General features: G+C 72.8%; 23 protein-coding genes. 8 read left to right on the forward strand and 15 right to left on the reverse strand.

Annotated features, from left to right (window positions below; translation table 11 throughout):
* Positions 1 to 140 precede the first annotated feature (140 nt).
* On the forward strand, positions 141 to 1,589 hold the full coding sequence (gene gnd, locus ACQB60_RS14965) for an NADP-dependent phosphogluconate dehydrogenase (protein WP_496926444.1): 1,449 nt from the start codon (positions 141 to 143) through the stop codon (positions 1,587 to 1,589).
* A gap of 12 nt (positions 1,590 to 1,601) precedes the next feature.
* On the opposite strand, the gene ACQB60_RS14970 is transcribed toward gnd, so the two are convergent.
* The 4 genes from ACQB60_RS14970 to panD form a co-directional block, all read right to left on the reverse strand.
* The gene (locus ACQB60_RS14970) at positions 1,602 to 1,793 is read right to left on the reverse strand and encodes a hypothetical protein (RefSeq protein ID WP_384835260.1); all 192 of its coding nucleotides are present in this window, start codon (positions 1,791 to 1,793) and stop codon (positions 1,602 to 1,604) included.
* Between the two features lie 181 nt (positions 1,794 to 1,974).
* Positions 1,975 to 2,706, reverse strand: a complete 732-nt coding sequence (locus tag ACQB60_RS14975) for an aspartate/glutamate racemase family protein (RefSeq protein WP_496926445.1) — start codon at positions 2,704 to 2,706, stop codon at positions 1,975 to 1,977.
* 137 nt (positions 2,707 to 2,843) lie between these two features.
* Positions 2,844 to 3,254: a GNAT family N-acetyltransferase gene (locus ACQB60_RS14980; RefSeq protein ID WP_496926446.1), complete on the reverse strand. Its 411-nt coding sequence runs from the start codon at positions 3,252 to 3,254 to the stop codon at positions 2,844 to 2,846.
* Positions 3,255 to 3,303: 49 nt separating this feature from the next.
* Entirely contained in the window at positions 3,304 to 3,729 is a 426-nt protein-coding gene (gene panD, locus ACQB60_RS14985; RefSeq protein WP_496926447.1) for an aspartate 1-decarboxylase, read from the reverse strand.
* Positions 3,730 to 3,883: 154 nt separating this feature from the next.
* Here panD and ACQB60_RS14990 point away from each other — a divergent pair, with 154 nt between their 5' ends.
* On the forward strand, positions 3,884 to 4,756 hold the full coding sequence (locus tag ACQB60_RS14990; protein WP_496926448.1) for a YhjD/YihY/BrkB family envelope integrity protein: 873 nt from the start codon (positions 3,884 to 3,886) through the stop codon (positions 4,754 to 4,756).
* A gap of 26 nt (positions 4,757 to 4,782) precedes the next feature.
* Here ACQB60_RS14990 and ACQB60_RS14995 read toward each other — a convergent pair whose 3' ends face one another.
* Positions 4,783 to 6,177: a DUF2252 domain-containing protein gene (locus ACQB60_RS14995; RefSeq protein WP_496926640.1), complete on the reverse strand. Its 1,395-nt coding sequence runs from the start codon at positions 6,175 to 6,177 to the stop codon at positions 4,783 to 4,785.
* A 259-nt stretch (positions 6,178 to 6,436) separates the two neighbouring features.
* On the opposite strand from ACQB60_RS14995, the gene ACQB60_RS15000 reads away from it, so the two are divergent.
* Positions 6,437 to 7,750 (forward strand): diacylglycerol/lipid kinase family protein, encoded by a 1,314-nt coding sequence (locus ACQB60_RS15000; RefSeq protein WP_496926449.1) that lies wholly within the window; start codon positions 6,437 to 6,439, stop codon positions 7,748 to 7,750.
* Positions 7,751 to 7,760: 10 nt separating this feature from the next.
* Here the strand turns inward: ACQB60_RS15000 and ACQB60_RS15005 are convergent, their stop codons facing one another.
* Positions 7,761 to 8,228 carry a DUF7144 family membrane protein gene (locus ACQB60_RS15005; RefSeq protein ID WP_496926450.1) on the reverse strand — a complete coding sequence of 156 codons (468 nt, stop codon included), beginning with the start codon at positions 8,226 to 8,228 and terminating at the stop codon, positions 7,761 to 7,763.
* A gap of 186 nt (positions 8,229 to 8,414) precedes the next feature.
* Between ACQB60_RS15005 and ACQB60_RS15010 the strand changes: the two genes are divergently transcribed.
* On the forward strand, positions 8,415 to 8,891 hold the full coding sequence (locus ACQB60_RS15010) for a LuxR C-terminal-related transcriptional regulator (protein ID WP_496926451.1): 477 nt from the start codon (positions 8,415 to 8,417) through the stop codon (positions 8,889 to 8,891).
* Here the strand turns inward: ACQB60_RS15010 and ACQB60_RS15015 are convergent.
* The 3 genes from ACQB60_RS15015 to ACQB60_RS15025 all read right to left on the reverse strand — a co-directional run bounded on the left by ACQB60_RS15015 (position 8,888) and on the right by ACQB60_RS15025 (position 12,451).
* Positions 8,888 to 11,209 (reverse strand): winged helix-turn-helix domain-containing protein, encoded by a 2,322-nt coding sequence (locus ACQB60_RS15015; RefSeq protein ID WP_496926452.1) that lies wholly within the window; start codon positions 11,207 to 11,209, stop codon positions 8,888 to 8,890. The two genes, ACQB60_RS15010 and ACQB60_RS15015, sit on opposite strands and share 4 nt — an antisense overlap.
* 184 nt (positions 11,210 to 11,393) lie before the next feature.
* On the reverse strand, positions 11,394 to 11,879 hold the full coding sequence (locus ACQB60_RS15020) for a DUF1269 domain-containing protein (RefSeq protein ID WP_496926453.1): 486 nt from the start codon (positions 11,877 to 11,879) through the stop codon (positions 11,394 to 11,396).
* Entirely contained in the window at positions 11,879 to 12,451 is a 573-nt protein-coding gene (locus ACQB60_RS15025) for a DUF1269 domain-containing protein (protein ID WP_496926454.1), read from the reverse strand. Before ACQB60_RS15025 ends, ACQB60_RS15020 begins: the two co-directional genes overlap by 1 nt.
* A 125-nt stretch (positions 12,452 to 12,576) precedes the next feature.
* Between ACQB60_RS15025 and ACQB60_RS15030 the strand changes: the two genes are divergently transcribed.
* From ACQB60_RS15030 to ACQB60_RS15040, 3 genes are read left to right on the forward strand one after another with little or no spacing between them, the layout of a single operon-like run.
* On the forward strand, positions 12,577 to 14,022 hold the full coding sequence (locus tag ACQB60_RS15030; RefSeq protein ID WP_496926455.1) for a hypothetical protein: 1,446 nt from the start codon (positions 12,577 to 12,579) through the stop codon (positions 14,020 to 14,022).
* A 53-nt stretch (positions 14,023 to 14,075) separates the two neighbouring features.
* Entirely contained in the window at positions 14,076 to 16,793 is a 2,718-nt protein-coding gene (locus ACQB60_RS15035) for an MGH1-like glycoside hydrolase domain-containing protein (protein WP_496926456.1), read from the forward strand.
* A complete protein-coding gene (locus ACQB60_RS15040) occupies positions 16,790 to 18,280 on the forward strand; it encodes an alpha-amylase (RefSeq protein ID WP_496926457.1) in 1,491 nt (496 codons plus the stop codon). Before ACQB60_RS15035 ends, ACQB60_RS15040 begins: the two co-directional genes overlap by 4 nt.
* Positions 18,281 to 18,317: 37 nt before the next feature.
* Here ACQB60_RS15040 and ACQB60_RS15045 read toward each other — a convergent pair whose 3' ends face one another.
* The 4 genes from ACQB60_RS15045 to ACQB60_RS15060 are packed head-to-tail and all read right to left on the reverse strand — an operon-like array spanning position 18,318 to position 24,254.
* Positions 18,318 to 20,036, reverse strand: coding sequence for a SulP family inorganic anion transporter (locus tag ACQB60_RS15045; protein ID WP_496926458.1), 1,719 nt, complete (start codon positions 20,034 to 20,036; stop codon positions 18,318 to 18,320).
* A 7-nt stretch (positions 20,037 to 20,043) separates the two neighbouring features.
* The gene (locus ACQB60_RS15050) at positions 20,044 to 22,779 is read right to left on the reverse strand and encodes a cation-translocating P-type ATPase (RefSeq protein ID WP_496926459.1); all 2,736 of its coding nucleotides are present in this window, start codon (positions 22,777 to 22,779) and stop codon (positions 20,044 to 20,046) included.
* Complete coding sequence (locus tag ACQB60_RS15055; RefSeq protein WP_496926460.1) at positions 22,776 to 23,813, reverse strand: PPK2 family polyphosphate kinase; 1,038 nt, start codon at positions 23,811 to 23,813, stop codon at positions 22,776 to 22,778. Before ACQB60_RS15055 ends, ACQB60_RS15050 begins: the two co-directional genes overlap by 4 nt.
* 12 nt (positions 23,814 to 23,825) lie before the next feature.
* Positions 23,826 to 24,254, reverse strand: coding sequence for a DUF7144 family membrane protein (locus ACQB60_RS15060; RefSeq protein ID WP_496926461.1), 429 nt, complete (start codon positions 24,252 to 24,254; stop codon positions 23,826 to 23,828).
* A gap of 181 nt (positions 24,255 to 24,435) precedes the next feature.
* Here ACQB60_RS15060 and ACQB60_RS15065 point away from each other — a divergent pair, with 181 nt between their 5' ends.
* Positions 24,436 to 25,914, forward strand: a complete 1,479-nt coding sequence (locus ACQB60_RS15065) for an MFS transporter (protein ID WP_496926462.1) — start codon at positions 24,436 to 24,438, stop codon at positions 25,912 to 25,914.
* Here ACQB60_RS15065 and ACQB60_RS15070 read toward each other — a convergent pair.
* Positions 25,899 to 26,366 (reverse strand): RDD family protein, encoded by a 468-nt coding sequence (locus ACQB60_RS15070; protein ID WP_496926463.1) that lies wholly within the window; start codon positions 26,364 to 26,366, stop codon positions 25,899 to 25,901. The genes ACQB60_RS15065 and ACQB60_RS15070 overlap by 16 nt on opposite strands.
* Positions 26,363 to 26,938, reverse strand: coding sequence for a hypothetical protein (locus tag ACQB60_RS15075; RefSeq protein WP_496926464.1), 576 nt, complete (start codon positions 26,936 to 26,938; stop codon positions 26,363 to 26,365). The genes ACQB60_RS15070 and ACQB60_RS15075 overlap by 4 nt, the downstream gene beginning before the upstream one ends.
* Positions 26,939 to 26,994 lie beyond the last annotated feature (56 nt).

Here is a 26,994-nt window from a genome sequence, read left to right on the forward strand (position 1 = left end):
GGCGATACTGACGACCGGACCTGCCAAGGTCCACCACTTCGGAACGATTTCTCTTCCCGCCCATTCCGGAACGACGTGCACTAGAACGCCAGAACCGATAGCCGACAACCGACGGCAGCAACGACCCAGGAGCCACAGGCATGAGCAGCAGCACCTCAGCCCAGATCGGTGTCACGGGACTCGCGGTCATGGGCCGCAACCTCGCCCGTAACTTCGCCCGCAACGGCTACACCGTCGCCCTGCACAACCGCACCGCGGCCAGGACCCACGCCCTGGTCGAGGAGTTCGGGAGCGAGGGCGAGTTCATCGCGGCGGAGACCGCGAAGGAGTTCATCGACGCCCTGGAGCGGCCCCGGCGACTTGTGATCATGGTGAAGGCGGGCGAGCCGACGGACGCGGTGATCCAGGAGTTCGCGCCGCTGCTCGAGCCCGGCGACATGATCGTGGACGGCGGCAACGCGCACTTCGCGGACACCCGGCGGCGCGAGCGCGAACTGCGCGAGCAGGGCATCCACTTCGTGGGCACGGGCGTGTCGGGCGGCGAGGAGGGCGCGCTGCTCGGCCCGAGCATCATGCCGGGCGGCTCCGAGGAGTCGTACGCCGCGCTCGGCCCGATGCTGGAGAAGATCTCCGCGAAGGCCAAGGACGGCGCGCCCTGCGTGACGCACGTCGGCCCGGACGGCGCGGGCCACTTCGTGAAGATGGTGCACAACGGCATCGAGTACGCGGACATGCAGCTGATCGCCGAGGCGTACCAGCTGCTGCGCGATGTCGCCGGGTACTCCCCCGCGCAGATCGCGGACATCTTCCGCACCTGGAACACCGGCCGTCTCGACTCCTACCTGATCGAGATCACGGCGGAGGTCCTGTCCCACGTGGACGCGGCCACCGGCAAGCCGTTCGTGGACGTCGTCCAGGACCAGGCCGAGCAGAAGGGCACCGGCCGCTGGACCGTGCAGATCGCGCTCGACCTCGGCGTGCCGGTGTCCGGGATCGCGGAGGCGGTGTTCGCCCGCTCGCTCTCCGGCCACACCGCGCTGCGCGCCGCGTCCCGCCACCTGACGGGCCCGACCGCACAGCCCCTGTCCCAGGAGGCGGCCGCGCGCTTCGCCGACCAGGTCGAACAGGCCCTGTACGCCTCGAAGATCGTCTCCTACACGCAGGGCTTCCACGAGATCGCGGCGGGCAGCGAGGAGTACGGCTGGGACATCGACCTGGGCCAGGTCGCCTCGATCTGGCGCGGCGGCTGCATCATCCGGGCCGCCTTCCTGGACCGCATCCGCGCCGCGTACGACGCCCGCGCCGACCTGCCGAGCCTGCTCTCGGACGAGGACTTCGCCCAGGAGATCGCGGCCGCGCAGGACGACTGGCGCGCGGTCCTGGTCGCCGCGACCCAGCAGGGCGTGCCCACGCCGGGCTTCTCGGCGGCGCTCGCGTACTACGACGCGCTGCGCGCCGAGCGGCTGCCCGCCGCCCTCACGCAGGGTCAGCGGGACTTCTTCGGTGCGCACACCTACCGGCGCACGGACCGCGAGGGCTCGTTCCACACGCTGTGGGGCGGGGACCGCTCCGAGGTCTCCACGGACTGAGCCTCGGCGGGCTCAGCCCAGCGGTGACGGCTGCGGCTCCGGTTCCGGTACGGGATCGGGGCCCGGCGGCTTCGGGATGGGTGACGGTGAGGGCTGCGGGACCGGGTCCGGGGGCAGCGGGTCCGGAACGGGCGGGCCGCCGGGGTCGGGGCCCGGGCCCGGCGTGGGCCCGGGCGGGACGGGGTCGGGGAAGGGGCTCGTCATGGCGGGTGCCTCCCGCGGGTCGGAGGGCCGGGTCACCGGCCGGTCGTTCCACTGTCTCCCGCCTCGCGTGCCCGCGCCTGCCGAGTCCACGCGTTGTTCTTCACCCCGATCCCGCCCCTACCCGAATCCGCGACTCCGTCGCCCTGGGACACCCTTCCTGGGGCTGCGCCCCCAGCCCCCCTCACACCAAGCGGGCCGCCCCGCTCAGCCCCAGCCGCGGGCTGGCGAGAACCGGCACCCGGGTCGTGACCCGGTCCACCGCATCCGCCATCGACGCCTGCGCGAGCAGCACCGCATCGGCGCCCCCGGCCACCCCGGCCACCCCGTCCACCGCCTCCGCGACCAGCCCCAGATAGCCGTCCTGGTCCCCCGCCTCGAAGCGCTCCCAGGCCCCGGGCACGACGACGGTACGGACCTCCACCGCCCGGCCCGCCCGCGCCGCCTCCTCCTCGACCAGCGCGACCGTCGGCGCGAGCGTGCTCTCCACCGTGGCGACCACCGCGACGACGGGGCCCTCGGCGACCGCGGCTGCCGCCATGGGCCGGTCGACGCGCAGGACGGGCACCCCGACGGCGGCGGCCCGCGTCTCCGCGACGCCGCCGATCGTGGAGCAGGTGCACAGCACGGCGCCCGCCCCCGCGGCGGCTACGGCGAGCGCCTCCTCGACGGCGTCGCCGACGGCCTCGGGGCCCTCGACGCGGGCTCGGGCCAGCAGGGACTCGTCGACGTGGTGGCGCAGCGTGAGGGCGGGGTGGTCGCGCTCGCGCAGGGCCTCGAAGACGGGGATGTGCACGGGCGAGGTGTGCAGCAGCGCGAGGGCGGGGGCGGTCGCCGGGTCCGTGTGCACGATGAGTTCCTCTTCCGTGGTGCCTGGTGCCGCCATCCCGTGATGACGTGATGACGTGATCGCCATGTCGCCGTCCCCTTCAGGGGCGGCGGGACGAGCTCTATCACGGTCATGGAGACGTGCTCCGGCGTGCCCAGCATGCGAGCGGGCAGGCGGGCCGGCGCGGCACGGTCAGCGAGCCCAGCGGGCCGCCGACGGCCCCCTCACCACGCGGTCGGGTCCGACTTCACCTTGTCGAGCGCGGCGCGCAGCAGCTCGGGCGGGGCGGCGGGCGCCTCGTCGGGGTGCTTCTCGGCCCACTTCACGACGTACGGGCACAGCGGCACGACGTCGAGGCCCTCGCGGGCGGCCGTCGCGTAGAGCTCGCGGGCGAGGCGTCCGGCGATGCCCCGGCCCTCGTGCGCGGGCAGGACCTCCGTGTGGACGGGGACGAGGGCGGCCGCGGGGGTGTCCAGCGTGAAGTACACGATCTGTCCCACGACTTGGGGCTCCTGGCCGGCCGGTCCGTCCCCGTGTGCCCGTGTCTCCGGCTGCGCCTCCGTCCGCGCCAGCGCCTCCAGGACGCCTCGGGCCCGGTCGTCCCGGATGACGATGCCGCCGTCGGTCTCACTCATGGGTCTCACCCATCGGCTTCTCGGGGCGGCACCGCCCTCCGTCGTACGGCTAGGAGGCGGGCACCGCCTGCGGGCTGCGCGCCATGCCGTCGGCGCCCGGTACCGGGGCGGAGGCGTCGGAGCCGAGCGCGACGACGCGGTTGTCCTCGCCGACGTGCACGACCCGGGGCCGCAGCGCGCGGGCTTCGGCGTCGTCGACCTGGGCGTAGCTGATGATGATGACCCTATCCCCGGGGTGGACGAGGTGCGCGGCCGCTCCGTTGATGCCGATGACGCCGCTGCCGCGCTCGCCCTCGATGGTGTACGTCTCCAGGCGGGCGCCGTTGGTGATGTCGACGATGTGGACGAGCTCGCCGGGCAGCAGATCGGCGGCGTCGAGGAGATCCGCGTCGATGGTCACCGAGCCGACATAGTGCAGGTCGGCCTGGGTGACCGTGGCGCGGTGGATCTTGGACTTGAACATGGTGCGCAGCATGAGGCACTCCTGAAAGTAGGCTCCCTGCCCGCGTCAGTGCAGGTCAAGGGCTGTCGGTCAGGGTACAGCGTCACCCGGATCGGGCGACGTGCCGCGGGCCGCCCGGTCCGAGGGTTGCCTCCAGGAGCGTTCCGGGTCCCGGGAGGAGACGGGCATGACGATCACCAGTGCCGCGCAGCCCCTCGTGGGCCGGCTCGTCCAGCAGCTCGTGCACGTCAACATCCTCGACATGGCGACGCGGCTCGCGGCGCAGGCGTTCCTGGCGGCCCTGCCCATGCTCATCGCCGTGGCCTCGTTCTCTCCGCAGGCCGTGGAGCGTGAACTGCTGCGTTCGGTGCGGACGTTGGTGGGGTCGAGCGGGCCCGTGGTGGCGCAGGTCGAGGCGGTGAACCGGGGCGAGGACGTCGCCGCGCACAGCTGGGGGGCGGCGGGGGTCCTGGTCGCGCTGCTGTCCGCGACGGCCTTCACCCGCGCCCTGCAGCGGCTGTGCGAGCGCTCCTGGCACCTGCCCCGCTCCGGGGTCCGGCTCACCGCGTGGCGCTGGGCGGTGTGGCTGCTCGTGTGGATCGTGATGCTGGTGGTGCAGGGCATGCTGCGGCGGGCCTTCGGGGTCGGCGCGGTCCTGGGCGTTCCGCTGCAGTTGGTGGCCGCGGTCCTGATGTGGTGGTGGACCCAGCATCTGCTGCTCGTCGGGCGGGTGCGGTGGCTGCCGCTGCTGCCGGGGGCCGTGCTGACCGGTGCGGGCGTGGTGCTGTTCTGCGGCGTCTCGGGGCTGTGGCTGCCGCGCGCGCTGCGGCTGAGCGTGGAGCGGTACGGGGCGCTCGGCTCCGTGTTCACGGTGCTGTCCTGGCTGATCGTGTTCTTCACCGTCGTCGTGTTCGGTGTCGCCGTCGGGCGGATGCTCGCGCAGGAGGAGTTCCTGCGGCGGCGGCTCGGCCCGGCGGCCCCGCCCTCCCCCGGGCGCCCTGCGGCCCCCGGGGCGCTCTCCCGGCTCCCGGGATCCCCCGACGTCCCCAAGTCACCCTGATCGCCCTGATCGCCCTGATCGCCCGATCACTCCGAAGCCGCGGTCACCCGGCCCGCCCGCACCGCCGCGGCCAGCGCCTGGTGGTCCCTCTCGTTCTGGTCGGCGTAGGTCTCCGCGAAGCGCGCCACGGCCTGGTCGAAGACGTCGGAGCGGCCCAGGTAGGCGGCGATGGCGATGCGGTCGCCGGAGCGGGCGTGGGCGCGGGCCAGGGTCACCCCGCAGGTACGGGCGAAGAGCCGCATGACGTCGGGGCTCATCGACTCGGCCTGCGGGATGGCCTTCCAGTCCCGCAACTGCCGTATGTAGAAGTCGCGTTCGCGGCCGTCGAAGCCCTCGACCCGCTCCCAGCCGAGGAACATGTCGCCGGCCGCCTGCATCAGCCGCTGCCCGGCGACGACCCGCTCCCCCTGGTTGAGGTGGCTGCTCTGCCCCGCGAACTCCGCGAGCACCGAGGTCTGCGCCTCCTTGGCCTGGAGCAGCAGCGGGTCCCGGTCGTCGCGGCCGAGCAGCAGGACGATCCAGCAGCGGGTGCCCACGCTGCCCACGCCGACGACCTTCCGCGCCATGTCGACCACCCGGTACTGGGCGAGCAGGGCCCGCCGGTCGGCGGGGAGCGTGAGCGCGTACCGGTCGATGAGCTCCCTCAACTGCTGTTCCAGCTGCTTGCGTTCGACTCCGGGGAGGATGTCGTCGAGGGGGGTGACCAGGGGCGGGTCGGGGGTGAGGCGCAGCTCCCCGTCGACGGTCCGGGCCAGTTTCTCCAGGGCCTGCAGGTGGTCGCGGGAGCGGGCCTTGACGAGGGCGCGGGACAGGCGGCGGCGCGCCCGCGCGTCCAGGCGGGCGGACAGGCTCGCGTAGAGGTCGTCCGCGTTGATGCGCGCGTACCAGACGTCGAGCGTGCGCATCGCGGCGAACTCCGCCATCGACGTCCGGTACGAGCGGACCGCCGCACGCACCACGCGGGCGCGCTCGCCGCGGCGGAAGCCGTTGGCGCGCGCGGCGATGACGAGGCTGGCCGCGAGCCGTTTCACGTCCCACTCCCACGGGCCGGGGAGCGTCTCGTCGAAGTCGTTGACGTCGAACATCAGGTGCCGCTCCGGTGACGCGAGCAGCCGGAAGTTCAACATGTGGGCGTCGCCGCAGAGTTGGGCCCTGAGGCCGGTGGCGGGCGTGGTGGCGAGGTCGGTCGCCATGAGCGCGGCGGCTCCCCGGTAGAAGCGGAACGGGGATTCGAGCATGCGCCCGTACCGGATCGGCACGAGGTCCGCGAGCCTGCTCGCCGACTGGCGCTCGAGCACGTCGACCGGGTCCGGGCGGTCCGGGCCCGGTGCGAACTCGGCGTGGGCGGAGCGCGGGGCCCGGAACCGGGCGGCGCGGCCCAGGGCGGCCCTCTCCTGCGCACTGAGGTGCCGGCTCCCCATCCCGGCGTCGGTCTCGGCCCGTGTCTCGGCCCGTGTCTCGGCCTGTTTCTCAGCCCGCTTCTCGGTCCGCTTCTCGGTCAGCTTCTCAGTCCGTGTCTCGGTCTCTGGCCCTGTCATGGCACGCTCCCTCGCTGCTCCCTGTTCCCTCGCTGCGGCAGGGACTCTGGTCACGGCCCGGCCGCTCGGCGTCACCCCGCCGGTGTGAGGTCGCCTTCCAGGGGTGAGGTCCGGCGCGGCCCCGGGCCCGAGACTCCGGGGCATGGAATCGACGATGCGTGGACAGCGCTGGCTGGCCCGTGCGTCCCTGGCCGCTGCCGCCGCCGCGGTGCTGGTCCTCGGCGTGTTCGCGGGCGTACGGACGTTCGGGCTGCTCGGGGTGGGGCTCGTGGGGGCGGCGGTCACGGCCGCCGCGGTGTGGTGGGTGCTCAGCAGGCGGGGGGTGCTGCGGCTGCTCGCGGGGGTGCTCGCACTCGCCGCGCCGGTGTGGGTGGTCGTGGAGTTCACCCGGGCCCGGCTCCTGTGGGTGGTCCTGGTCTCCGCCGCGCTGTGGCTCCTTGCGGCGGGGACCGGGCGGGCCGCCCTGGCCACCCGTGCGCCCGCCTCCCCGATGCCGGAGCACCCCGCCCCGGCGTTCCGCCACCCGGTGCTGATCATGAATCCGCGGTCCGGCGGCGGCAAGGTGCGCCGGTTCGAACTGCGGGAGCGGGCCCATGCGTTGGGGGCCGAGGTGGTGTGCCTGGAGTGGCGGGAGGAGACCGATGTGGCGTCCCTCGCCCGCAAGTGCGCGGCCGAGGGCGCCGATCTGCTCGGGGTCGCGGGCGGCGACGGCACCCAGGCCCTGGTCGCCGAGGTCGCCGCCGCCCTCGACCTGCCGTTCCTGGTGATTCCGGCGGGCACCCGCAACCACTTCGCGCTCGACCTGGGCCTGGACCGGGACGACCCGGCGCGGGCCCTGGACGCCCTGCACGACGGGGTGGAGCTGCGGGTGGACCTCGGGCGCGCGGGCGGGCGGCCCTTCGTCAACAACGTGTCGTTCGGCGCGTACGCGGAGGTCGTGCAGAGCCCCTCGTACCGGAACGACAAGACCCGCACCACGCTGGAGCTCCTGCCCGACCTGCTCGTGGGCCACCGCGGCGCGCGGCTCACGGCGCGCGCCGGGGAGTACGCCTTCACCGATCCGCAGGCGCTGCTGGTGAGCAACAACCCTTATGGGACACGGGACATCGCCGGGCTCGGCCGCCGCACCCGCCTGGACACCGGCACCCTCGGCTGCGTCGGGGTGCGGGTCACGAACGCGGCGCACGCCACGGGGCTGCTGCGCGGCAAGCGGTCCGCAGGTCTCGTCCGGGCCACGGCGGCCTCCGTGCTCGTCGACGCCGACCAGGAGTGGATCCCGGTCGGCGTCGACGGGGAGGCCGTCCGCATGCGCGTGCCGGTGCACTGCGAGGTGCGGCCGCGGGTCCTGCGGGTGATCGTGCCCCGGAACCGGCCGGGCACGTACCGGGAGCGCCCGACGCTCGACTGGCGCCGGCTCGGCAGGCTCGGGCTGCCCTTCGGGCGGGAGAAGGCGTAGTCGGCGCGCTCTACATCGGCGCCCCGTACGCCTTGTGCGCCTCGCGGTGGCCGTACGTGGTCAGGGACCAGATCACCACGACGTCGAGGATGATGATGATCGCCGACCACACCGGGTAGTACGGCGTGAAGAAGAAGTTCTCCAGCGCGCTGAAGCTCGCGACCAGGATGCCGACGACGCGGGCCCAGGTGCGGCCGGAGAAGAGGTTCATCGCCGCCGCGACCATCACGACGCCAGTGATCATCTGCACCCAGCCGCGGCCGTTCACATCGAAGTCGAAGGCGTAGTCGTCCTGCGCTTGGTAGAAGTTCTCGTTGAGGATCCCGGCCAGTCCGGCGATCGCGTGGTAACCGCCGACGATCCCCATGACACACGCGGCGAAGACGACTCCGCCGAGGGAGACCGGGGTGATGTGCGGCTGCGATTCGGGTTCGGGGGCGCCGGACCGCGTCCGGTCCGGCGAGGTCTGCTCAGCCATGACGAACCTCCTCCTCGGTGAATCCCGAGCATCGCGCCCGGCCCGGTCCCACCGGGTCACCCACAAGGGATGAGCCGCCTCCGGGTAAAGGCCGTATAAAAACTCGGCCGACAAGCGTCTACCCGTGGACGTGGCCGCCCTTCCACCGTGGAGGGGTGATGCCCTGCACAAGGGGAGGTGAGGGGCATGCCCGCGGTGGTGTGCGCGCGAACGGTCCACCGCTCGGGGGTGGACGGGCACCTGTCGGTCCTGCACGAGCGCCTGCGCTCCCTCAACTCCGGGGCCGATGCCGCCGACGCGACCATGACGACCTGCCTCATGTGGGTCGCCGGGACCCTGGTGCGGATCGCGGGGGACGTGGCGGATCCCCGGTGCGCGGGCGCACTGGTGGACGAGGCCGCGGCGGTGCTGGCCTCGGTGCCGACCAACGGCGACTGCCCGACGCGCCCGGCGCACCCGACGCGCCCGGCGCCCACGCTGACGAGCCGTCAACTCGTGGTGCTGCAGCGGCTTCAGGCGTCCGTGCCGCTGCGGCAGATCGCGAGCGAGCTGTACATCTCGCACAACACCGTCAAGAGCCATGTGCGGGCCGTGTACCGCAAGCTCGGCGCGTCCTCCCGGGACGAGGCCGTGCGCCACGCCCGCGAGCTGAACCTGCTCTAACGATCCGCGCCCTGCCCCGCGCCGGTCAACACGGGCCGCAGCAGCTGCAGTTCACGGGCGCGCCGCACGGCGGCCGAGCGGCGGGTCACCCCGAGCTTCCGGTAGACGCTCTTGAGGTGCGTCTTCACCGTGTTCACGGAGAGGTACAGCTCGTCGGCGATCTCCTCGGTGGTCATCATCTGTGCGAGCCGGTCCAGGACGTCGCGCTCCCGGGCACTCAACTGTTCGGTGGGAGCCGGACGTTCGGGTGGCGGCTCCGTTGCGGCCGCGACGGCGCCTCTGCTGCCGTGCGCGTGCCGGGCGGCGCCGAGCAGCGAGGCGCACGCGGGCGTCAGCGTCCGCAGCACCGTGCGGGGCAGCCGCGACGCGGCCAGCACGTCGCCGAGCGGCGCCGTCGCCGGTCCGCCGCGCTCCACCGCGCCGGTCACCCGCGCCACCAGGCCGCCCACCTCGGCGAGGAACGTGTCCGGCCGGCCGCTCAACACGGCCTCGGCGCGCGCGAGTTCCTGTCGTACGCGGCCGAGCTCGCCGGCAGCCAGGTCGACCCAGGCGCGGACGAGGTGGAGGGCCGCCTGGGTGGGCTCGGCCAGGGGCCAGGCGAGGAGGGGCGGCTGGGTGGCGTGGGAGGCGAGCTCGTCGGCGGCGCGGAAGCGGCCGCGCAGCGCCTCCAGGAGCGCGAGCTCGACCAGGCACTCCCGGCGCACCGAGCCGATCCCGGCGGCGCCCGCCGCCTTGAGCCCGCCGGTGAGATAGACCTCGGCGGCCTTGAGGCTGCCGGACCGCAGCTCGCAGCTGCCGCGGATGGACAGGGTGAGCGCCGGTATCTCCGGGCGCTGCGAGAGCGATGCCTGCGGCAGGCGCGGGCAGATCGACTCCGCGTCGGCCGCGGCGGCGCGGGCCTCCTGCGGGTCCCGGGAGCGCAGCCGCGTCATGCGGATCATGGCCAGCGCGAGCCGGCCGCGGGCGGCCCGGTCGCCCTCCTCCCCCGGCAGCTCCGCGAGGAGCCCGTCGGCCCGCTCCGCGTACCGGCGGCACTCCTGGTCGTCGCCGCGGGCCCAGGCGACGGCCGCGGCGATCAGCGCGGACTCCAGGCCGGCGGGCACGTCCTCGGGCAGCTGCCGGGGCAGCTCGGCGGTCAGCCGGGTCCGGGTCAGGCCGAGCACTTCGCCGATCGCTAGGCGCTCCACGATCAGCCGCCCGGCCCGCTCCCAGTCGTCCGCGGCGAGGAAGTGCCGTACGGCGTCGGCGAGCAGACCGTGCTCGCCGAGCCAGACCCCGGCCCGGCCGTGCAGTGCGGCGACGCGGCCGGGCGACTCGTGGCGCAGGCAGCGGCGCAGCGCCTCGGCGAACATCGGGTGGCAGCGGTACCAGCCCTGGCCGAGGGGGTGCAGGAACGAGTTCTCGCGGACGAGGGCCGCGAAGCGGCGGCCCGCCTCCGCGCCCGCGACCTCCGCGGCGAGCTCGGCGTTCACGCCGTCCAGCAGGCTCGTGGTGAGCAGCAGCTTGCGCATGGCGGGCGGCTGGAGGTCGAGGACCTCCTCGGCGAGGTAGTCGGCGACGGCCTCGTCGTCGCCGCTGAACTGGCCGACGTAGCGCTCGGGTTCGCCGTGCCGCTCCATGTGCATCGCGGCGAGCCGCAGCCCGGCCGCCCAGCCGTCGGTGCGCCGGCGCAGGTCGCTCACCGACTGCCGGGGCACGTCGAGGCCGTGCTGGCCGAGGAGTTCGGCGGTCTCCCGGTCGTCGAAAGCGAGGTCGGCGGTGCGCAGTTCGGCGAGGCCGCTGGTGAGGCGGCCGCGGCCGAGGTGCAGCGGCGGGTCGCTGCGGGACAGCACCACCAGGTGCAGGGTGCCCCACGCGTGCCGCAGCAGGCTGCTGACGCCCTCCGCGACCGGGGAGTTGGGCGCGGGCTGGAAGTCGTCGAGGACGAGCGCCACCGGGCCGTCCTGGCGGCCGAGCGCGGCGGAGAGGGCCGCCGCGAGCCGGGGACCCTCCCAGGTCTCGTCGGGCACCGGCACGTCGAGGCCCGCCGCGCGCAGCGCGCCGATCACCCGGGGCCAGAACACGAAGGAGCGTTCGGCCCGGCCGTCACAGTCCACCCAGGCGAGCCGGGCGGCGGGCGGGCGGGTGTGCGCCCACTCCAGGGCGAGCGCCGTCTTGCCCGCGCCGACGGGGCCCACGACCACCGTGAGCGGACCGAGGACTCCCCTGGCCAGGCGCTCCGTGAGCCGGGGCCGCGGCACGATCCAGGTGGGCAGCGCGGGGACCGTACCGGCGAGCCGGTCCGGGCCGGGGATGCGAGGGTCTGACCGATCGGCCACAGCGGCACCTCGTTCTCGAAGCAACAATGGTGCGGCTCACCCAAGTCTGGTGTCACCCGCGGGAGTTGGAACGGACCGGGGCGCCATCTCACCCGGGTGAAGTTCCGGCGTGGGACGGCGCCCCGCACTGTCGCGCCCGTAGGTGCTCGCGCCCGTACGTTCCCGCACGTGCACGTTCTCGCCCTCACACACCCTGCAGGGCCGCGATCAGCTCCTCCTCCCGGTCCTTGGTGAGCGAGGTGCGGATCACGACCGGGTCGAAGGGGCGCAGCGCTTCGCGCACCCGGTCCGGGGTGGAGCGACGCACCAGCGCGAAGACGGCGGCACGGCCGGGTTCGAGGGTGCCCGCGATCTCCTTGACGAAGGCGTCGTTGATGCCGACGTCGGTGAGCTTGCCCGCGAGTGCGCCGGTGGCCGCTCCGACGGCGGCGCCGAACACCGGCATCAGGAAGAGCAGTCCGAACAGCGAGCCCCACAGAGCCCCGCCGGCGGCACCGGTCGCCGTGGTGCTGAACGTCTGGCGCACATGGATCTTGGTGTCCATGGTCCGCCAGGCGAGCGCGGCGTCCTCCAGGTCGAGCAGTTCCTGGCGGGACAGGTCCTTGGCGAGCCGCAGGACCGCCTCCGCCTTCTCCTTGTCCGAGAATCCGAGCACGACGAGTTCGGCCATCAGGCCCTCCTGTGGTGGTTGCGGGCCGACCGGCCCGGCCGCGATCCGGCCCCGTTTCCGTTGCCGTTGGTGACGGGCTCGCCCAACCGCTGCGCCGCGGCCATGAGTTCAGCGGCGATGGGTTCGAGCGCCTCTTCGGTGAGGAAGCCCTCCGCGATGGGCACCCCGCCCGCGTCCCGGACGGCCTTGCGCAGATACGCCGCCCATACGTGTTCCAGCAGGACGAAGACCGCTCCGGTGCCCGGGTCCAGGGACTCGGCCGCCTCCCTGATCTCGTCGAGCGTCATGCCGAAGGCGTAGCCCTCCTCGACGCTCGGGTACACGTCCTTGGCAGCCGCGATCCGTTCCCGGGAGATGCCGAGCAGCGCGGCGACCGTGTCGCCCATGCTCTCCGCCTGGAAGTCCATGGTGAGCAGCTCGCCGCTCGGCTCCTTGCTCACGAAGAGCATGTCGAGGACCCGGATCTGCCCGTTCGCCTCCAGGATCCGCAGCTCCTCGACGAAGCGCCCCTCGAACTTGGCGTCGGGTCCGAACCCGATCGTCAGGAGCTGTACCGGTCCAACCCCGGCCATCGTCCCCTCCTTTGCCTCGTGTGCGGGGCGCCATCACAACGCCGGTGCCGCTGCGGCGCGTCACCCGCCGCAGGTGAGGGAGGCGGGCGTGGGCGCGGCGACAGTGGGCGGCGGAGGTGACGCACATGCCTCATGAGGAGACGCCGGACCGGACCGATGCCACGGCCGGCACCACGGCCGTCGGCAGCGGTGCCCGCGACGCCGAGGTGGAGCGGCTGCGCGCCGAGGTCGCCGAGCTGCGCGACCGCGCAGGGGCACAGCGGCAGCGCCGGGCCCGCCTGCTGGCGCTGCGGCGCATGCTCGCGGCGGTGCTGATCGCACTGGTCGCCGTCCTGTCGGTGACCTCGGTGGTGGGTGTGTGGGGCTCGCGCACCACGCTCAGCACGGACCGCTGGGTGGCCACGGTGGGGCCGCTGCCCGGGGAGCCGGACGTCAACGCGGCCGTCTCCACGTATCTCGCCGACGAGATCTACGGCCAACTCAACGTGGAGAAGCGGCTGTCCGACGCGCTGCCGCCGCGCGCCTCCTTCCTGGCCGCGCCGGTCACCGGCGCCGTCCACGACTATCTGCGGAAGTCGGTGTCGAAGCTCCTCGCCACCGACGAGTTCGAGTCCCTGTGGCGGGCCACGAACCGCGCCGCCCACTCCCGGATCGTCGCCCTCCTGGAGAAGCGCAACGAGAACGTCGAGGTGCGCGGCGACACCGTGTCGCTCAACCTGCTGCCGATGGTCAACAACGTCCTCGTCTCCCTGGAGGACCGACTCCCCTCCCTGTTCGGCAAGAAGCTGGACCTGCCCACCCTGTCCTCCGGCGAGCTCCCGCCCGGCCTGCACGACCGCATCGAGAAGGCCCTCGGGGTGACGCTGCCCGCGGACTTCGCCCAGATCCGGCTCTACGACCGGCATGTGCTCGGCCAACTCCAGGAGTCCGTCGTCGTGTTCAAGCGCGCGGTGGTCGGCCTGGTGATCGCCGTGCCGGTGCTGCTCGGGCTCGCCCTGTGGGCCTCGCCGAACCGCCGCCGCACCCTGCTCCAGCTCGGCATCTGGCTGGTGGTGACGGTCACGGTCCTGTCCACGGTGCTGCGCGCGGTACGCGAGGAGGTGCTCGGCCATGTCCCGCCGGGTGTCTACCGCGACGGGGCGCGCGCCGCGATGTGGACCGTCTTCACGACCCTTCGCGACCGCGGCGACCAGCTGCTGTGGCTGGGCGTCGGCATCGCGGTCCTCGCGTATCTGGTGGGGCCCGGACGGCTGCCGGTCGCGCTGCGCAAGCAGGCCGTGCGCGGCGCGAAGGCCGCGGGCCGGTACGCGGGGCGGGCCGGGGAACGGATCGGCGAGGGCGCGGCCGTACGGCCGTGGCTGGCCCGGCACGCCGATGTGCTGCGGGTGTCCGGCGCCGTCGTCGCGGCCCTGGTGGCGCTGCTCCTGTCCAGCTGGACCGGCCTGTTCGTGGTCGGCGGCCTGCTGGCCGTGTACGAGATCGCGATCACCCTTCTCGCGCGGCAGGGATCCTCACCCCCCGGGGGTGAGGCAGGTACCGAGGCCCTCACGAAGACTGGCGCCCCCGGCTGAGGCAGGCCCCAGCGAGGTCTGACCGATGCCTGACCCAGGGCAGGGAGACCGGCATGAAGAGGCAGACGCAAGCCGGACGGATCGGCCCGGCCGGCGACGGGAGCGGACGCTCCCGGCTGTGGGGCCCGTATCTGAGCGAACGCCAGTGGGGCACGGTCCGCGAGGACTACAGCCCCGGCGGCGACGCCTGGTCCTACTTCCCGCACGACCACGCGCGTTCGCGCGCCTACCGGTGGGGCGAGGACGGCCTGGGCGGCATCTGCGACGACAAGCAGCGGCTGTGTCTGGCGCTGACCCTGTGGAACGGCCGCGACGCGATCCTCAAGGAGCGCGCCTTCGGTCTCACCAACGGTGAGGGCAACCACGGCGAGGACGTCAAGGAGTACTACTTCTACCTGGACAGCACGCCCAGCCACTCCTACCTGCGCTACCTGTACAAGTACCCGCAGGCCGCGTTCCCCTACGGCGACCTCACGGCGGTCAACGGGGCGCGCACGCGGCAGGAGTTCGAGTACGAGCTGCTCGACACCGGGGTGTTCGCCGAGCACCGGTACTTCGACGTCACCGTGGAGTACGCCAAGGCGGACCACGACGACGTCCTCATGCGGATCACCGTCGACAACCGGGGGCCCGAGGAGGCCACCCTGCACGTGCTGCCGACGCTGTGGTTCCGCAACACCTGGTCGTGGGGCGAGCACCCCGACCGGGAGGCGCGGCCCCGGCTGCGCGCGGTGGAGGGGCCCCGCGCAGCCGTGACCGTCCGGGCCGACCACCCCCAGCTCGGCAGCTACGACCTGCGCTGCGGCGGCTCGCCGGAGCTGCTGTTCACCGAGAACGAGACGAACCACGAGCGGCTGTTCGGCTCGCCCAACGCCTCGCCCTACGTGAAGGACGGCATCAACCGGTACGTGGTCGACGGGGAGAGCGGCGCCGTCAATCCGGAGCGGGAGGGCACCAAGGCGGCCGTCCACCACACGCTCACCGTGCCCGCCGGCGGGTCCGAGACGTTGCGGCTGCGTCTCGGGCCCGCCGGTGCCCAGCTGTCCGTCGGCCGGGGCTTCGACGGGGTGTTCAAGGAGCGCATCGCCGAAGCGGACGCGTTCTACCGGGAGGTGACCCCGGACCGGGCGAGCGAGGACGAGGCGCGCGTCATGCGGCAGGCGCTCGCCGGGATGCTCTGGTCCAAGCAGTACTACGCCTTCGACCTGGAGATGTGGCTCGCCGAGCACCACCTGTCCCCGTGGAGCCTGCCGCGCCCCGGGGTGCGCAACCGCGAGTGGTTCCACATGGTCAGCGACGACATCATCTCGATGCCGGACAAGTGGGAGTACCCCTGGTTCGCCGCCTGGGACCTGGCGTTCCACACGGTGGCCCTCTCGGTCGCCGACGTCGGCTTCGCCAAGGACCAGCTCGAACTGCTGCTGCGCGACAGCTACTTGCACCCCAACGGCCAGATCCCCGCGTACGAGTGGAACTTCGGCGACGTCAATCCGCCGGTGCACGCCTGGGCCGCGTACTTCGTCTACATGCTGGAGAAGGGGACGACGGGCCACGCCGACCACGCCTTCCTGGAGCGCACCTTCCAGAAGCTCCTGACGAACTTCACGTGGTGGGTCAACCGCAAGGACCCCAGCGGCCGCAACGTCTTCCAGGGCGGCTTCCTCGGCCTCGACAACATCGGCGTCTTCGACCGCAGCGCCCCCCTGCCCACGGGCGGCACCCTCGAACAGGCCGACGGCACCGCGTGGATGGCGCTGTACTGCCAGTCGATGCTGCAGATCGCGGTGGAACTCGTCGAGCACAACCCGGCGTACGAGGAGTTCGTCCTGAAGTTCGTCGAGCACTATCTGTGGATCGCCGCGTCGATGGACCGGCTCGGCGACCTCGGGGACGAACTGTGGGACGAGGAGGACGGGTTCTTCTACGACGTGCTGCGGCTGCCCGACGGGCAGGCGGTGCGGCTGAAGGTCCGCTCCATGGTGGGTCTCCTTCCGCTGTGCGCCTCGACCGTCTTCCACCCCCAGCAGCTGTCCCGGCTCTCCGGCCTCACGGAGCGGCTGCAGCGCTTCGCGACCCGCCACCCCTCGCTGTCCGTGACGCTGGCGGCGGCGCAGGCCGGGTCGGCGGGCGGGCCGCGGCTGCTGTCCGTCGTGGACGAGAAGAAGCTGGTGCGGGTGCTCGGCCACCTCCTGTCGGAGGACGAGTTCCTGAGTCCGTACGGGATCAGGGCGCTCTCCCGCTACCACGCCGAGCACCCGTACACGTTCTGGGTGCACGGCGAGGAGTTCCGGGTCGGCTATCTGCCCGCCGAGTCGGACACCGGCATGTTCGGCGGCAACTCCAACTGGCGCGGTCCCGTCTGGCTGCCCATGAACGCCCTCATCGTGCGCGGTCTGCTCAACCTGTACGGCTTCTACGGCGACGACTTCACCGTCGAGTGCCCGACCGGCTCGGGCGTGCACAAGAACCTGTACGAAGTGGCCGAGGACATCGCCGCCCGGCTCACCCGGATCTTCCTGCGCGACGAGGCGGGCCACCGGCCCGTGTACGGCGGTCAGCCGCTGTTCCGCGACGATCCGCACTGGCGCGACCTGATCTCGTTCTACGAGTACTTCCACGGCGACAACGGCGCCGGCATCGGCGCCTCCCACCAGACCGGCTGGACCGGACTGATCGCTCCCCTGATGAAGCTCTTCGGCACACTCGGACCGGAGGACTTCCGGTCCGGGACCGCGAGGAACGCGAGGAACGCGAGGAAGCAGAGCCCATGACCACATTGCCGGCGCAGCCCGTCATCCATGAGGTCAACACCCGTGTGTGGCTGCGCGAGACAGCACAGGGAACCGGGCGGCCGACCGGCCTCGGCGACGTGCCCAAGGACGCCTGGGACGAGATCACGCCCTCCGGGGTCGACGCCGTCTGGCTGATGGGCGTGTGGGAGCGCAGCCCGCGCGGGCGCGCCATCGCCCTGGACGATCCGGCGCTGCGCAGCGCCTTCACGGCGGCCGTCCACGACGTCGGCGAGGCGGACATCACCGGGTCGCCCTACTGCATCCGCCGCTACGCGGTGGACGAGGCGCTCGGCGGCCCCGCCGGGCTCGCCGCCGCGCGGGCCGAACTCGACCGCAGGGGCGTCGGGTTGCTGCTCGACTACGTGCCCAACCACGTGGCTCCGGACAGCCCCTGGGTGACGGACCACCCCGAGTACTTCGTGCGCGGCGTCCCCGAGGACGCCATGCGCGACCCGGCCGCGTTCCTCGACACCGGCCGGGCCGTGCTCGCCCGGGGCCGGGACCCGTTCTTCCCGCCCTGGCCGGACGTGGTGCAGCTGAACGCCTTCGCCCCGGCCCTGCGGCAGGCGACCGCCGAGGTGCTCGGCGCCATCGGCCAGGTCTGCGACGGCGTGCGCTGCGACATGGCGATGCTGCTGATGAACGACGTCTTCGCGCGCACTTGGGGGGAGCGGCCGGGCCCTGTGCCGCAGGAGGAGTTCTGGCCCGAGGTGCTGACCGCCGTGCGCGGCCGCCACCCGGGCATGGTCTTCGTCGCGGAGGCGTACTGGGACCTCGAATGGGCGCTGCAGCGGCAGGGGTTCGACTTCTGCTACGACAAGCGCCTCTACGACCGGCTGCTGCACGAGAGCGCCGAGTCGGTGCGGGCGCACCTGCGGGCCGACGAGGCGTATCAGCGGGGGCTCGTACGGTTCCTGGAGAACCACGACGAGCCGCGGGCCGCGCAGACCCTGCACTCCGCGAAGGAGCGGGCGGCGGCCGTGCTGATCGCCACCCTGCCCGGCGCGACGCTGTGGCACGAGGGCCAGTTCAGCGGACGCCGCGTGCATCTGCCGGTCTTCCTCGACCGGCGCCCCGACGAGCCGTCGGACCCCGCGCTGCGCTCGTTCTACGGGCAGTTGCTGGCGACCGTGCACCGCAGCGGCATGCGGTCGGGCCAGTGGCGGCTGCTCGACTGCGTGGGCTGGCCCGACAACGGCACCGCGCGCGAGCTGATCGCCTCCTGCTGGACGGGCCCCGCGGGCCGGTTCCTGACGGTGGTGAACCTCTCCGGGCACCCGGCGCAGGCCCGTGTCCCGCTGCCGTGGAGCGAACTCGGCCCGGACACCTGGGAGTTGACGGACCTGGTGGACGCGCACCGGTACGGCCGCTCGGGTGCGGAGCTGCGGGGCAGCGGGCTCTACGTGGATCTGCCGCCGTGGGGCACGCACCTCTTCTCGGTCGCCGGGAACGAGCCGCACACGTAGCCCGCAACGCGCCCGGGGCCTGTCCGGCGGACAGGCCCTAGGGCGTGACTTCGGGAACCTGCAGAGCGGACCACTCCGCGCCGCTCGCCTCCCGGAACGCCGCCACGCCCGCCTCCACCGTGGGGAAGAAGCGCCCCGCGTCGAAGGCGCGGGTCATCCCGTAGCGCTCGATCTTGGCCCGCACCGGGTCCTTCAGTTCGGCGACGGCGAGCAGGACGCCGCGCTCGCGGAGGGTCGCGTCCAGGGCCTCCAGGATGTCGGCGGCCGTGGTGTCGACGTCGGTCACCGGCTCGGCCGCGAGCAGCACCCAGCGCGTCCCCGGCATGCCGCGCACGGCGCGCAGGACCTCGTCGCGGAACGACTTGGCGTTGGCGAAGAACAGCGGGGCGTCGAAGCGGAGGATGATCAGGCCGGGCAGGTGCTGGGCGGCCGGGTGCGAGCGCACGTCGTGGTAGCCCTCCAGGCCGGGGACCCGGCCGAGCACGGTGCTGTAGGGCCACCATGCGCGCCGGAAGACGTTCAGGATGGACAGGCCCACCGCGACGGCGACCCCCGGGAGCACCCCGAGCAGGGCCACGCCGAGCAGGGCCGCGATGGACAGCCAGAACTCCGTGGCGCGCTGGCGCCACAGCCGCGCCGTGCCCGGCAGGTCGGTCAGCGACAGTGAGGCCGTGATGACCACGGCGGCGAGGGCGGGCTGCGGCAGATCGCGGAAGAGGCCGGGCAGCAGGACGAGCATGAGGACGATCAGAACCGCGCCCACGACGCCGGTGAGCTGGGTGCGGGCGCCCGCCCGCTCCGCGACCGCCGTGCGCGAGCCGCTGGTGCTCACGGGGAACCCCTGGAAGAGGCCCGCGGCCACGTTCGCGGTGCCGATCGCGATCATCTCGTCGTTGCCGCGCACCTCCTGGCCGGTGCGGGCCGCGAACGCGGAGGCGTTGGAGATGGTGTCGGCCAGAGACACCAGGGCGATGCCGAGGGCGCCCGCGACCAGCGGCCCCAGGTCGTGCCAGCCGATGTCGGGGACCGTGAACGGCGGCAGTCCCTCGGGCAGCCGCCCGACGGTCTTCACGCCGTGCTCGCCCAGGTCGAGGGCGACGGTCGCGGAGATGGCGAGCACGACCATGACGAGGACGGCCGGGACCTTCGGCAGCCACCGCTGCAGGACCAGGATCAGGGCGATGCAGCCGCAGCCGACGGCGAGGGCGGCAGGTACTGTCTTGCCGTCCGTCAACGCCCTTACAAAGGCGTCGAGTTCGTCGATCAGGCCGTCGGCGTCGGTGGAGAAGCCGAAGAGCTTCGGCAGCTGGCCGACGAGGATGACCAGGGCCAGGCCGTTCATGTAGCCGATCATGGTGGGCTTGGAGATCAGGTCGGCGACGAAGCCGAGCCGGGCCACCCCCGCCAGGATGGTGATCAGGCCGACCATCAGGGCCAGGGCGGAGGCGAGCGCGACCGCCCGGGCGCTGTCGCCGTCGGAGGCGAGCAGGGGCAGCACCGTCGCGGCGATCATCGGGCCGAGCGAGGAGTCGGGGCCGAGCACCAGGATGCGGGACGGTCCGGCCACGGCGTACGCGAGCAGGCACAGCACCGACGTGTAGAGGCCGGTGATCGCGGGGAGCCCGGCCAGCTCCGCGTACGCCATGCCCTGCGGCACCAGGAGCGTCGTCAGGACGACGCCCGCGACGATGTCCTTGACCAGCCACTGTCTGCGGTAGGACCGCAGCGTCCGGACCCCCGGCGGTGTCCCGCGCACGGACGGCTCACCTCTGCCCGGCGCCGGAGCGACGGCGGCGCCGGCGGGCGGCGAGCTTGCCCAGCTCCCACAGCGCGAGGAGCGCGAGGGCCGGCAGCAGGGCCCAGCCGAACTGGCCGATGGTGAGCGGTGTGGTGTCGAGCAGCCGGTTGAAGACGTCCGTCTGCGTCACCAGGACGGCGAGGAAGAACTCGCCCAGGATCGTCCAGTTGAGCTGCTTGCTGTCGAAGGTGTCGGCGGTCAGCACCGTGCCGGTCTGGCTGCGGCATTCGAGGGCGGCCACGATCAGGCACAGCGAGAAGGCGGTGAACGCGATGGAGTTGCCGATGGGGGCGCTGTCGAAGCGCGCCGTGCCCAGCTTGATCATCGAGAGCAGGCCGATGGCGATCACGGTTCCGGCGAGCCCGACCGTGAGCATGACGCCACCGGTCATGAGCGGCTGGCCGCGGGGCCGCGGACGGCGGGCCATGAGCCCGGGGCTTACCCGGTCGAAGCCGAGCGAGAAGCCGAAGGCGGCGTTGACGAAGAAGTGGATCCACAGCACCTGGGCGGGCGTGAACGGCTCCCCCTCGGCGATGTTGAACAGCGTCGCGCCGAGGAACGTCAGGACGAACACGATGAGCAGCACCAGCACGAAGCGGATGTACTTGGTGAGGTTGTCGTAGATCTTGCGGCCCTGCTCGACGGCGTGGACGATCGTCGCGAAGTTGTCGTCGGACAGGATCATCCGGCCCGCGTTCTTGGCCACTTCGGTGCCGGAGCCCATGGCGATGCCGATGTCGGCGGCCTTGATGGCGGGGGCGTCGTTGACGCCGTCGCCCGTCATCGCGACCACGTCGCCCTTCTTTTTCAACGTCTCGGCGAGCAGCACCTTGTGCTCGGGGGCCACCCGGCCGACCACGCCGATGGTCCCGATGCGGGCCAGGCGCTGGTCCTCCGAGAGCGCCGCGAACTCGGCGCCGAGGATCGCCTCGCCCTCGATGCCGACCTGCCGGGCGATGGCGGCGCCGGTGACGACGTCGTCGCCCGTCACCATCCGCACCCGGATGTGCGCGGCGCGGGCGGCGGCCACGGCCTCCCTGGACTCGTCGCGCGGCGGGTCCGCCATGCCGACGAGGCTGGTCACCCGCAACTCGTCGACCTGGGCGAGGAGATCACCGTCCGGCGCGAACGACGCGGGGTCGAGGTCCCGGGTGGCGGCGGCCATCACGCGCCGACCCGCCCGCTCCATCCGTTCGAGCTCGTCCTGGGCCCGGGCGCGCAGACCCGCGTCGAAGGGGATGCTCGCGCCCTGGGACAGGGCGGTGCTGGTCCGGGCGAGCACGGCGGGCGCCGCACCCTTGACGAAGCAGCGCACGACGGGCCGCCCCTGCCCGTCGAGCGTGGCGTGGAACGTGGCCATCAGCTTGTACGCGGGGTCGAAGGGCAGCGTGGCGAGCCGGGGCAGCCGCTCGCGGGTGGCGTCGATGTCGAGGCCCGCCTTGTGGCCGAGGACGAGCAGCGCGCCCTCGGTGGGGTCGCCCACGACGTGGCCGTCCACGAGGGTGGCGTCGCTCGCGACGAGGTAGGGCAGGATCGCGTCCTCGATGGCCGGGGTGCTGCCCGCGGCGTGGTGGATCCGGCCCTCCAGGCCGTAGCCGGACCCGGAGACCGTGTACCGGTCGTAGGGGTCCACCACCTCGACCACGGTCATCTGATTCATCGTCAGCGTGCCTGTCTTGTCGGAGTTGATCGCCGAGGTGAATCCCAGGGTCTCCACCGAGGGCAGGTCCTTGACGATCGCGTTGCGCCGGGCCAGGTCGAGGCCGCCGAGCGAGAGGATCGTCTGGGTCACGGTGGGCAGCGCCTCGGGGACGGCGGCGATCGCCAGGGACACGGCGGCGACGAAGAGCGCGTCCCACGACTCGCCCCGCCCGCGCCCGAGGACGAACATCACGGCCATGGTGAGCCCGGCGGCGCCCACGATCCACAGGGTGAGCCGGTTCAACTCCCGGGTGAGCGGCGACTCTTCGCGCTTGGTGGCCCCCAGCATCCCGGAGATCTTGCCGAGTTCGGTGGCCGCGCCGGTGGCCGTGACCATCATGACGGCGCTGCCGTGTGTGACCGGGGTGTTCATGAACACCATGTCCGTCTGCTCGGCGGGTCCGGCCGCGCCGTTGTTCACCAGGGCGGTGTCCTTGGCGACGGGGACGCTCTCGCCGGTCAGCGCGGACTCGTCGATCTGCAGGGCGCTGGCCGCCACGAGCCGCCCGTCGGCGGGCACTTGGTCGCCCGCGGTGAGCAGCACCACGTCGCCGACGACGACGTCCTCCGCGGGGATCTCGGCCTCCCGCCCGCCGCGCCGCACCCGCGCGGTGGCCTTGGTCATCGCCTTGAGGGCGTTCATGGCGCTCTCGGCCTTGCCCTCCTGCCGGAGCCCGATGACCGCGTTCAGGACGGTCAGGCACAGCAGGACCACCGCGGTGCCCCACTCCTGGATGGCGAAGGAGACGGCGGCGGAGGCGATGAGGATCAGCTGCATGTACGAGGTGTACTGGGCGAGGAAGCGCCGCAGCGCGGGCTGCGGACGCTCCTCCGCAAGGGCGTTGGGCCCGTCCTCGGCGAGCCGCGCGGCCGCCTGGGCGGCACTGAGGCCCACCGCCGGATCGACGCCGAGCTCCCCGGCCACCGCTTCGGCCGAGCGGGCGTACCAGGCGGGGGCGGAGACGAGCCGGCCGCCGCCTCGTGATGCCGACGCGGTCATGCTGCCCGCCTCCGATCCGCCGACTTCTTCTTGCCGTTCTTGTTGCCGTTCCTGTTCTTGTTGCTGCTCTTGTTCTTCTTGTCGCTGCTCTCGTACGGGTCCCGGGCCGCGCCCGCCGGGGCCTCGTCCTCCAGCCTCCGCTTCTCCTGCTGCAGTGCGTGCCGGCTCTTGTCGTCGACGTCGGGATAGCGCGGGTCGATGTCGATCAGGGTGTGCGCGAGCACGGCGGCCGAGCAGATGCGGGCGAACCACTTGCGGTCCGCGGGCACCACGTACCACGGCGCCCAGGGGGTGCTGGTGGCGGACAGCATCTGTGAGAACGCCGTCTGGTAGGAGTCCCACCAGGTGCGTTCGCGGGCGTCCGCCGCCGAGAACTTCCAGTTCCGCTCGGGCACGTCGATCCGGCGCAGGAAGCGGACGCGCTGCTCCTCCTTGGACAGGTTCAGGAACAGCTTCACGACCCGGAAGCCGTTCTCGGTCAGATACCGCTCCCAGTCGTTGATCTCCCGGTAGCGCCGGCGCCACAGCGACTTGCCCCGGTCCGGGTCCGGCAGCCGCTGCCGGGCCAGGTGTTCGGGGTGCACCCGGACCACCAGGACCTCCTCGTAGTGGGAGCGGTTGAAGATGCCGATCTCACCGCGGCGCGGCAACCGGCAGGCGTAGCGCCAGAGATAGTCGTGGCCGAGCTCCTCGGCCGAGGGCACCCGGAAGTTGGCGACATGCACGCCCTGCGGGTTCACCCCGCTCATCACGTGCCGGATCGTGCCGTCCTTGCCCCCGGCGTCCAGCGCCTGAAGGCAGAGCAGGACCCCCGTCGTGCCCTCGGCGGCGAGCCGCCGCTGGTAGTCGGCGAGCAGCGCGACGCCCCGGCCGAGCAGCTCCTGCGCGTCCTTCTTCTTGACACCCGCCCGGTAGGCCGGGTCGAAGTCGGCGGCCAGGTCGACCTTCGCGTCAGGCTCGACGCGGAGCGGCGCGATGAACTCGGCGAGCCACTCGGCCCTTTCGTCCTGCGTACGGGTCCGTGGGTCGCTCATGGGCCGTCTCGGTCACCCGAGGGTGTCCTGCCGGACCACGCACAGCGCCCAGATGATGAAGCCGTCCAGGGCGATGAGCGTGAGGGACCACAGGGGGTAGTACGGGATGGACAGGAAGTTCACGATGATCAGCAGCCCGGCGAGGATGATGCCGAGGACGCGGGCCCACGTCTGGGTCATGAACAGACCGACGCTGACGATGACCGCGACGACGCCGATGACCAGGTGGATCCAGCCCCAGCTCGTCAGGTCGAACTCGAAGACGTACTGCGGCGTGGTGAAGAAGACCTTGTCCTCGAGGACGGCCATGAGCCCCCGGCAGAAGTCCATGGTCCCGGAGATGAACAGCATCACCGCGGCGAAGAGGGTCAGCCCGCCCGCCGCCGCCTGCTTCGTGCCCGGACGGTAGTGCGAGGTAGTGGGAGTGCTCGAGGTGGTCATGCCGACCTCCGCGCTTGAGGACGGTGCCGATTGCACCGCTGTGCTCCGAGTGTCGCGCCCGGCCCCCGCCCCCGGTCGTCACCCTCCGAGGGTGACGCTCGCGGCCCGGGGGCCCTGGACCCTGGCGGTCGTCCGGCCCGCGCTCCGAGGCGGGGGCCGGCCCCGGATCGGAGGCGAGACGATGACCGTGCCCTCCACGCCCGACGGCGCCGGTGCCAGTGCCGGTGCCGGTGCTCGGAGCGAGCGCCGCCCCTGGCCGCGCCGGATCCTCGCGCCGCTCGCCCTGGCCCAGTTCATCTGCAGCTTCGCCGGGTCGAACATGAACGTGATGATCAAGGACATCAGCGAGGACCTGGACACCTCGGTGCAGGGCGTCCAGACCGCGATCACCCTCTTCCTGCTGGTGATGGCGGCGCTGATGATCCCGGGCGGCATCCTGACCGAGCGCTACGGACGCAAGCGGTGCCTGGTGATCGGCCTGGCCGTGTACGGGGTCGGCGCGCTCCTCAGCGCGTTCGCCCCCGGCCTGGGCGTCCTCATCCTCGGCAACTCGATCCTGGAGGGCATCGGCACGGCCCTGCTCATCCCGCCCGTGTACATCCTCACCACGCTCCTGTTCACCGAAGTGACCGACCGCGCGCGGGCGTTCGGGGCGATCATGGCGATGGGCGGCATCGGCGCGGCCGCCGGTCCGCTGATCGGCGGGCTCATCACGTCGGCGCTCAGCTGGCGGGCGGCGTTCGTCTTCCAGGCCCTCGTGGTGGCGCTGATCATCGTCCTCACCCGGAACCTCAGGGACCCGCTCCCGCCCGACCCCGACTGCGTCTTCGACACGGGCGGCGCCGTGCTGTCCGCCACCGGCCTGGTGGTCCTGGTGACGGGCATCCTCGCCACCGACGACAACGGCTGGCTCGCGCTGGGCCTGATCCTGACGGGCGCGGCGTTCCTGGTGGCGTTCTTCCGCTGGGTACGGGCGAAGGAGCGCGCCGGAGCCCAACCCCTGCTCCCCACCGGCCTGTTCCGCAACCGCACGTCCAACCTCGGCCTCGTCACCCAGCACATCCAGTGGCTGATGCTGATGGGGGTGTCGTTCGTCGTCGCCACGTACCTCCAGGTGGTGCGGGGGTACGACGCGCTCGGCACCGGCGTGATCTTCTCGGCGTCCACGCTGGGTCTGCTGGTGTCCTCGCTGGGCGCGGAGCGCTTCGCGCGCCGCCGGGAGCAGCGCTCGCTCATCATGGCCGGGTTCGCCGTGACGGTCGTCGGCATCGGCCTGCTGATCGTCATGGCCCACGGCTCCCCCAGTGCCTGGACCTTCCTGCCGGGGCTGCTCCTGATCGGCCTCGGGCTCGGCCTGATGCTGACGCCGTCCGTCAACGTCGTGCAGTCGAGCTTCGGCGACGACCTCCAGGGCGAGATCTCCGGGCTGTCCCGCTCCGTCTCGAACCTGGGCTCCTCCGTGGGCACGGCGGTGGCGGGCACGATCCTCGTCGCCGATCCGGCGGTGGGGCCGTACGCCGTGGCGCTGGTGGTCCTGGCCGTGATCGGCCTCGGCGGATTCGCGGCGGCGGCCGGGCTCCCGAAGACCCCGGCCCCGGCTCCGGCCCACGCCTCCTCCGGCGACGACCGCCCCCAGAGCCCTCCTCAACCCCCCTCGTAGCGCACCGCACTGCCGACTACGAGGTCCTGCAGCGACGCCCGCCGCCGGCTGAACGGAACCCACAGCAGCCCGACCGGAAAGCTCACCCCCAGCACGGCCCGCACGAGGGCCCGCACCACACCGAGAGCCCGCCCCCGCCGGTCACCGACCCGCACCCCCATCAACAGCCCCCCGACGGTGCGCCCGACCAAAGCCCACGCGCCCGCGAGATACAGCACGGCGAGGCTCCACCCGAGCACCCCGGACAGCCAGGCGGAGGCTTCGGGAAACCTGAACGGCGGCCCGGCGACGATCAACCGCACCCATCCGACGCCGAGTTCGAGCACGAAGCCGACGGCGATGAGGATGAGGGCGTCGAGGAGGGCGGCGGCGCCCCGGGTGACGAGTCCGGCGGGGACGGGGGCGGGCGCGGGCCCTGGGGCGGCTCTGGTGTCCGACGACCGCGACCTCATGACGTCGGCCCTGACTGCGTGTACGGGGCGTCGGCCGTGGCCTGTTCGGGCGTGTACGGGGCGTGGGCCGTGGCCTGTTCGGCCGGCGTGGCCGGCTCGTCGGCCGAGGACTTCCGGCCGGCCGCCCGGGCGTCCCGCACCGCCCGCCCCAGCAACCGGTCGGCGAGCTGGTTCACGGTCCGGTCGCCGCGCCGGCCCAGCAGGCGGATCGCCTCGCCCGTCTCCGCCGCCATCCCGCCGCCCGTGTCCCGGACGATCCGGCCGATGTCGATCTCGTTCAGCACGTCACGGGTGAGCCCCACCAGGTCGATCCGGGCGATCACCGCGTCGATGTCGAGCCGGTCGGCGACCTGGTCGACATCGACGCGCTCCGCGACCTGGTTCACGTCCACCCGTTCCACGATCAGGTTCACGTCGACGCGGGAGACGAGGGCGTCCAGGTCGACGCGGTCGAGCACCGCCTCGATCAGCGTGCGGACGACCGCGTCCGCCGCCCCCGCCACACCGTCCAGGGCGCGGCGAGCCCGCCGAGCCGCACCAGCCGCCACCGCGCCGACGCATCCCAGAGCCATCCGCAGATCGCAGCAGCACTACGGCGGCCGGGCATCCTCCGCCACGGGTGAAGCGC

The sequence above is a fragment of the Streptomyces odontotermitis genome (genome assembly GCF_050510915.1).
GTDB lineage: Bacteria > Actinomycetota > Actinomycetes > Streptomycetales > Streptomycetaceae > Streptomyces.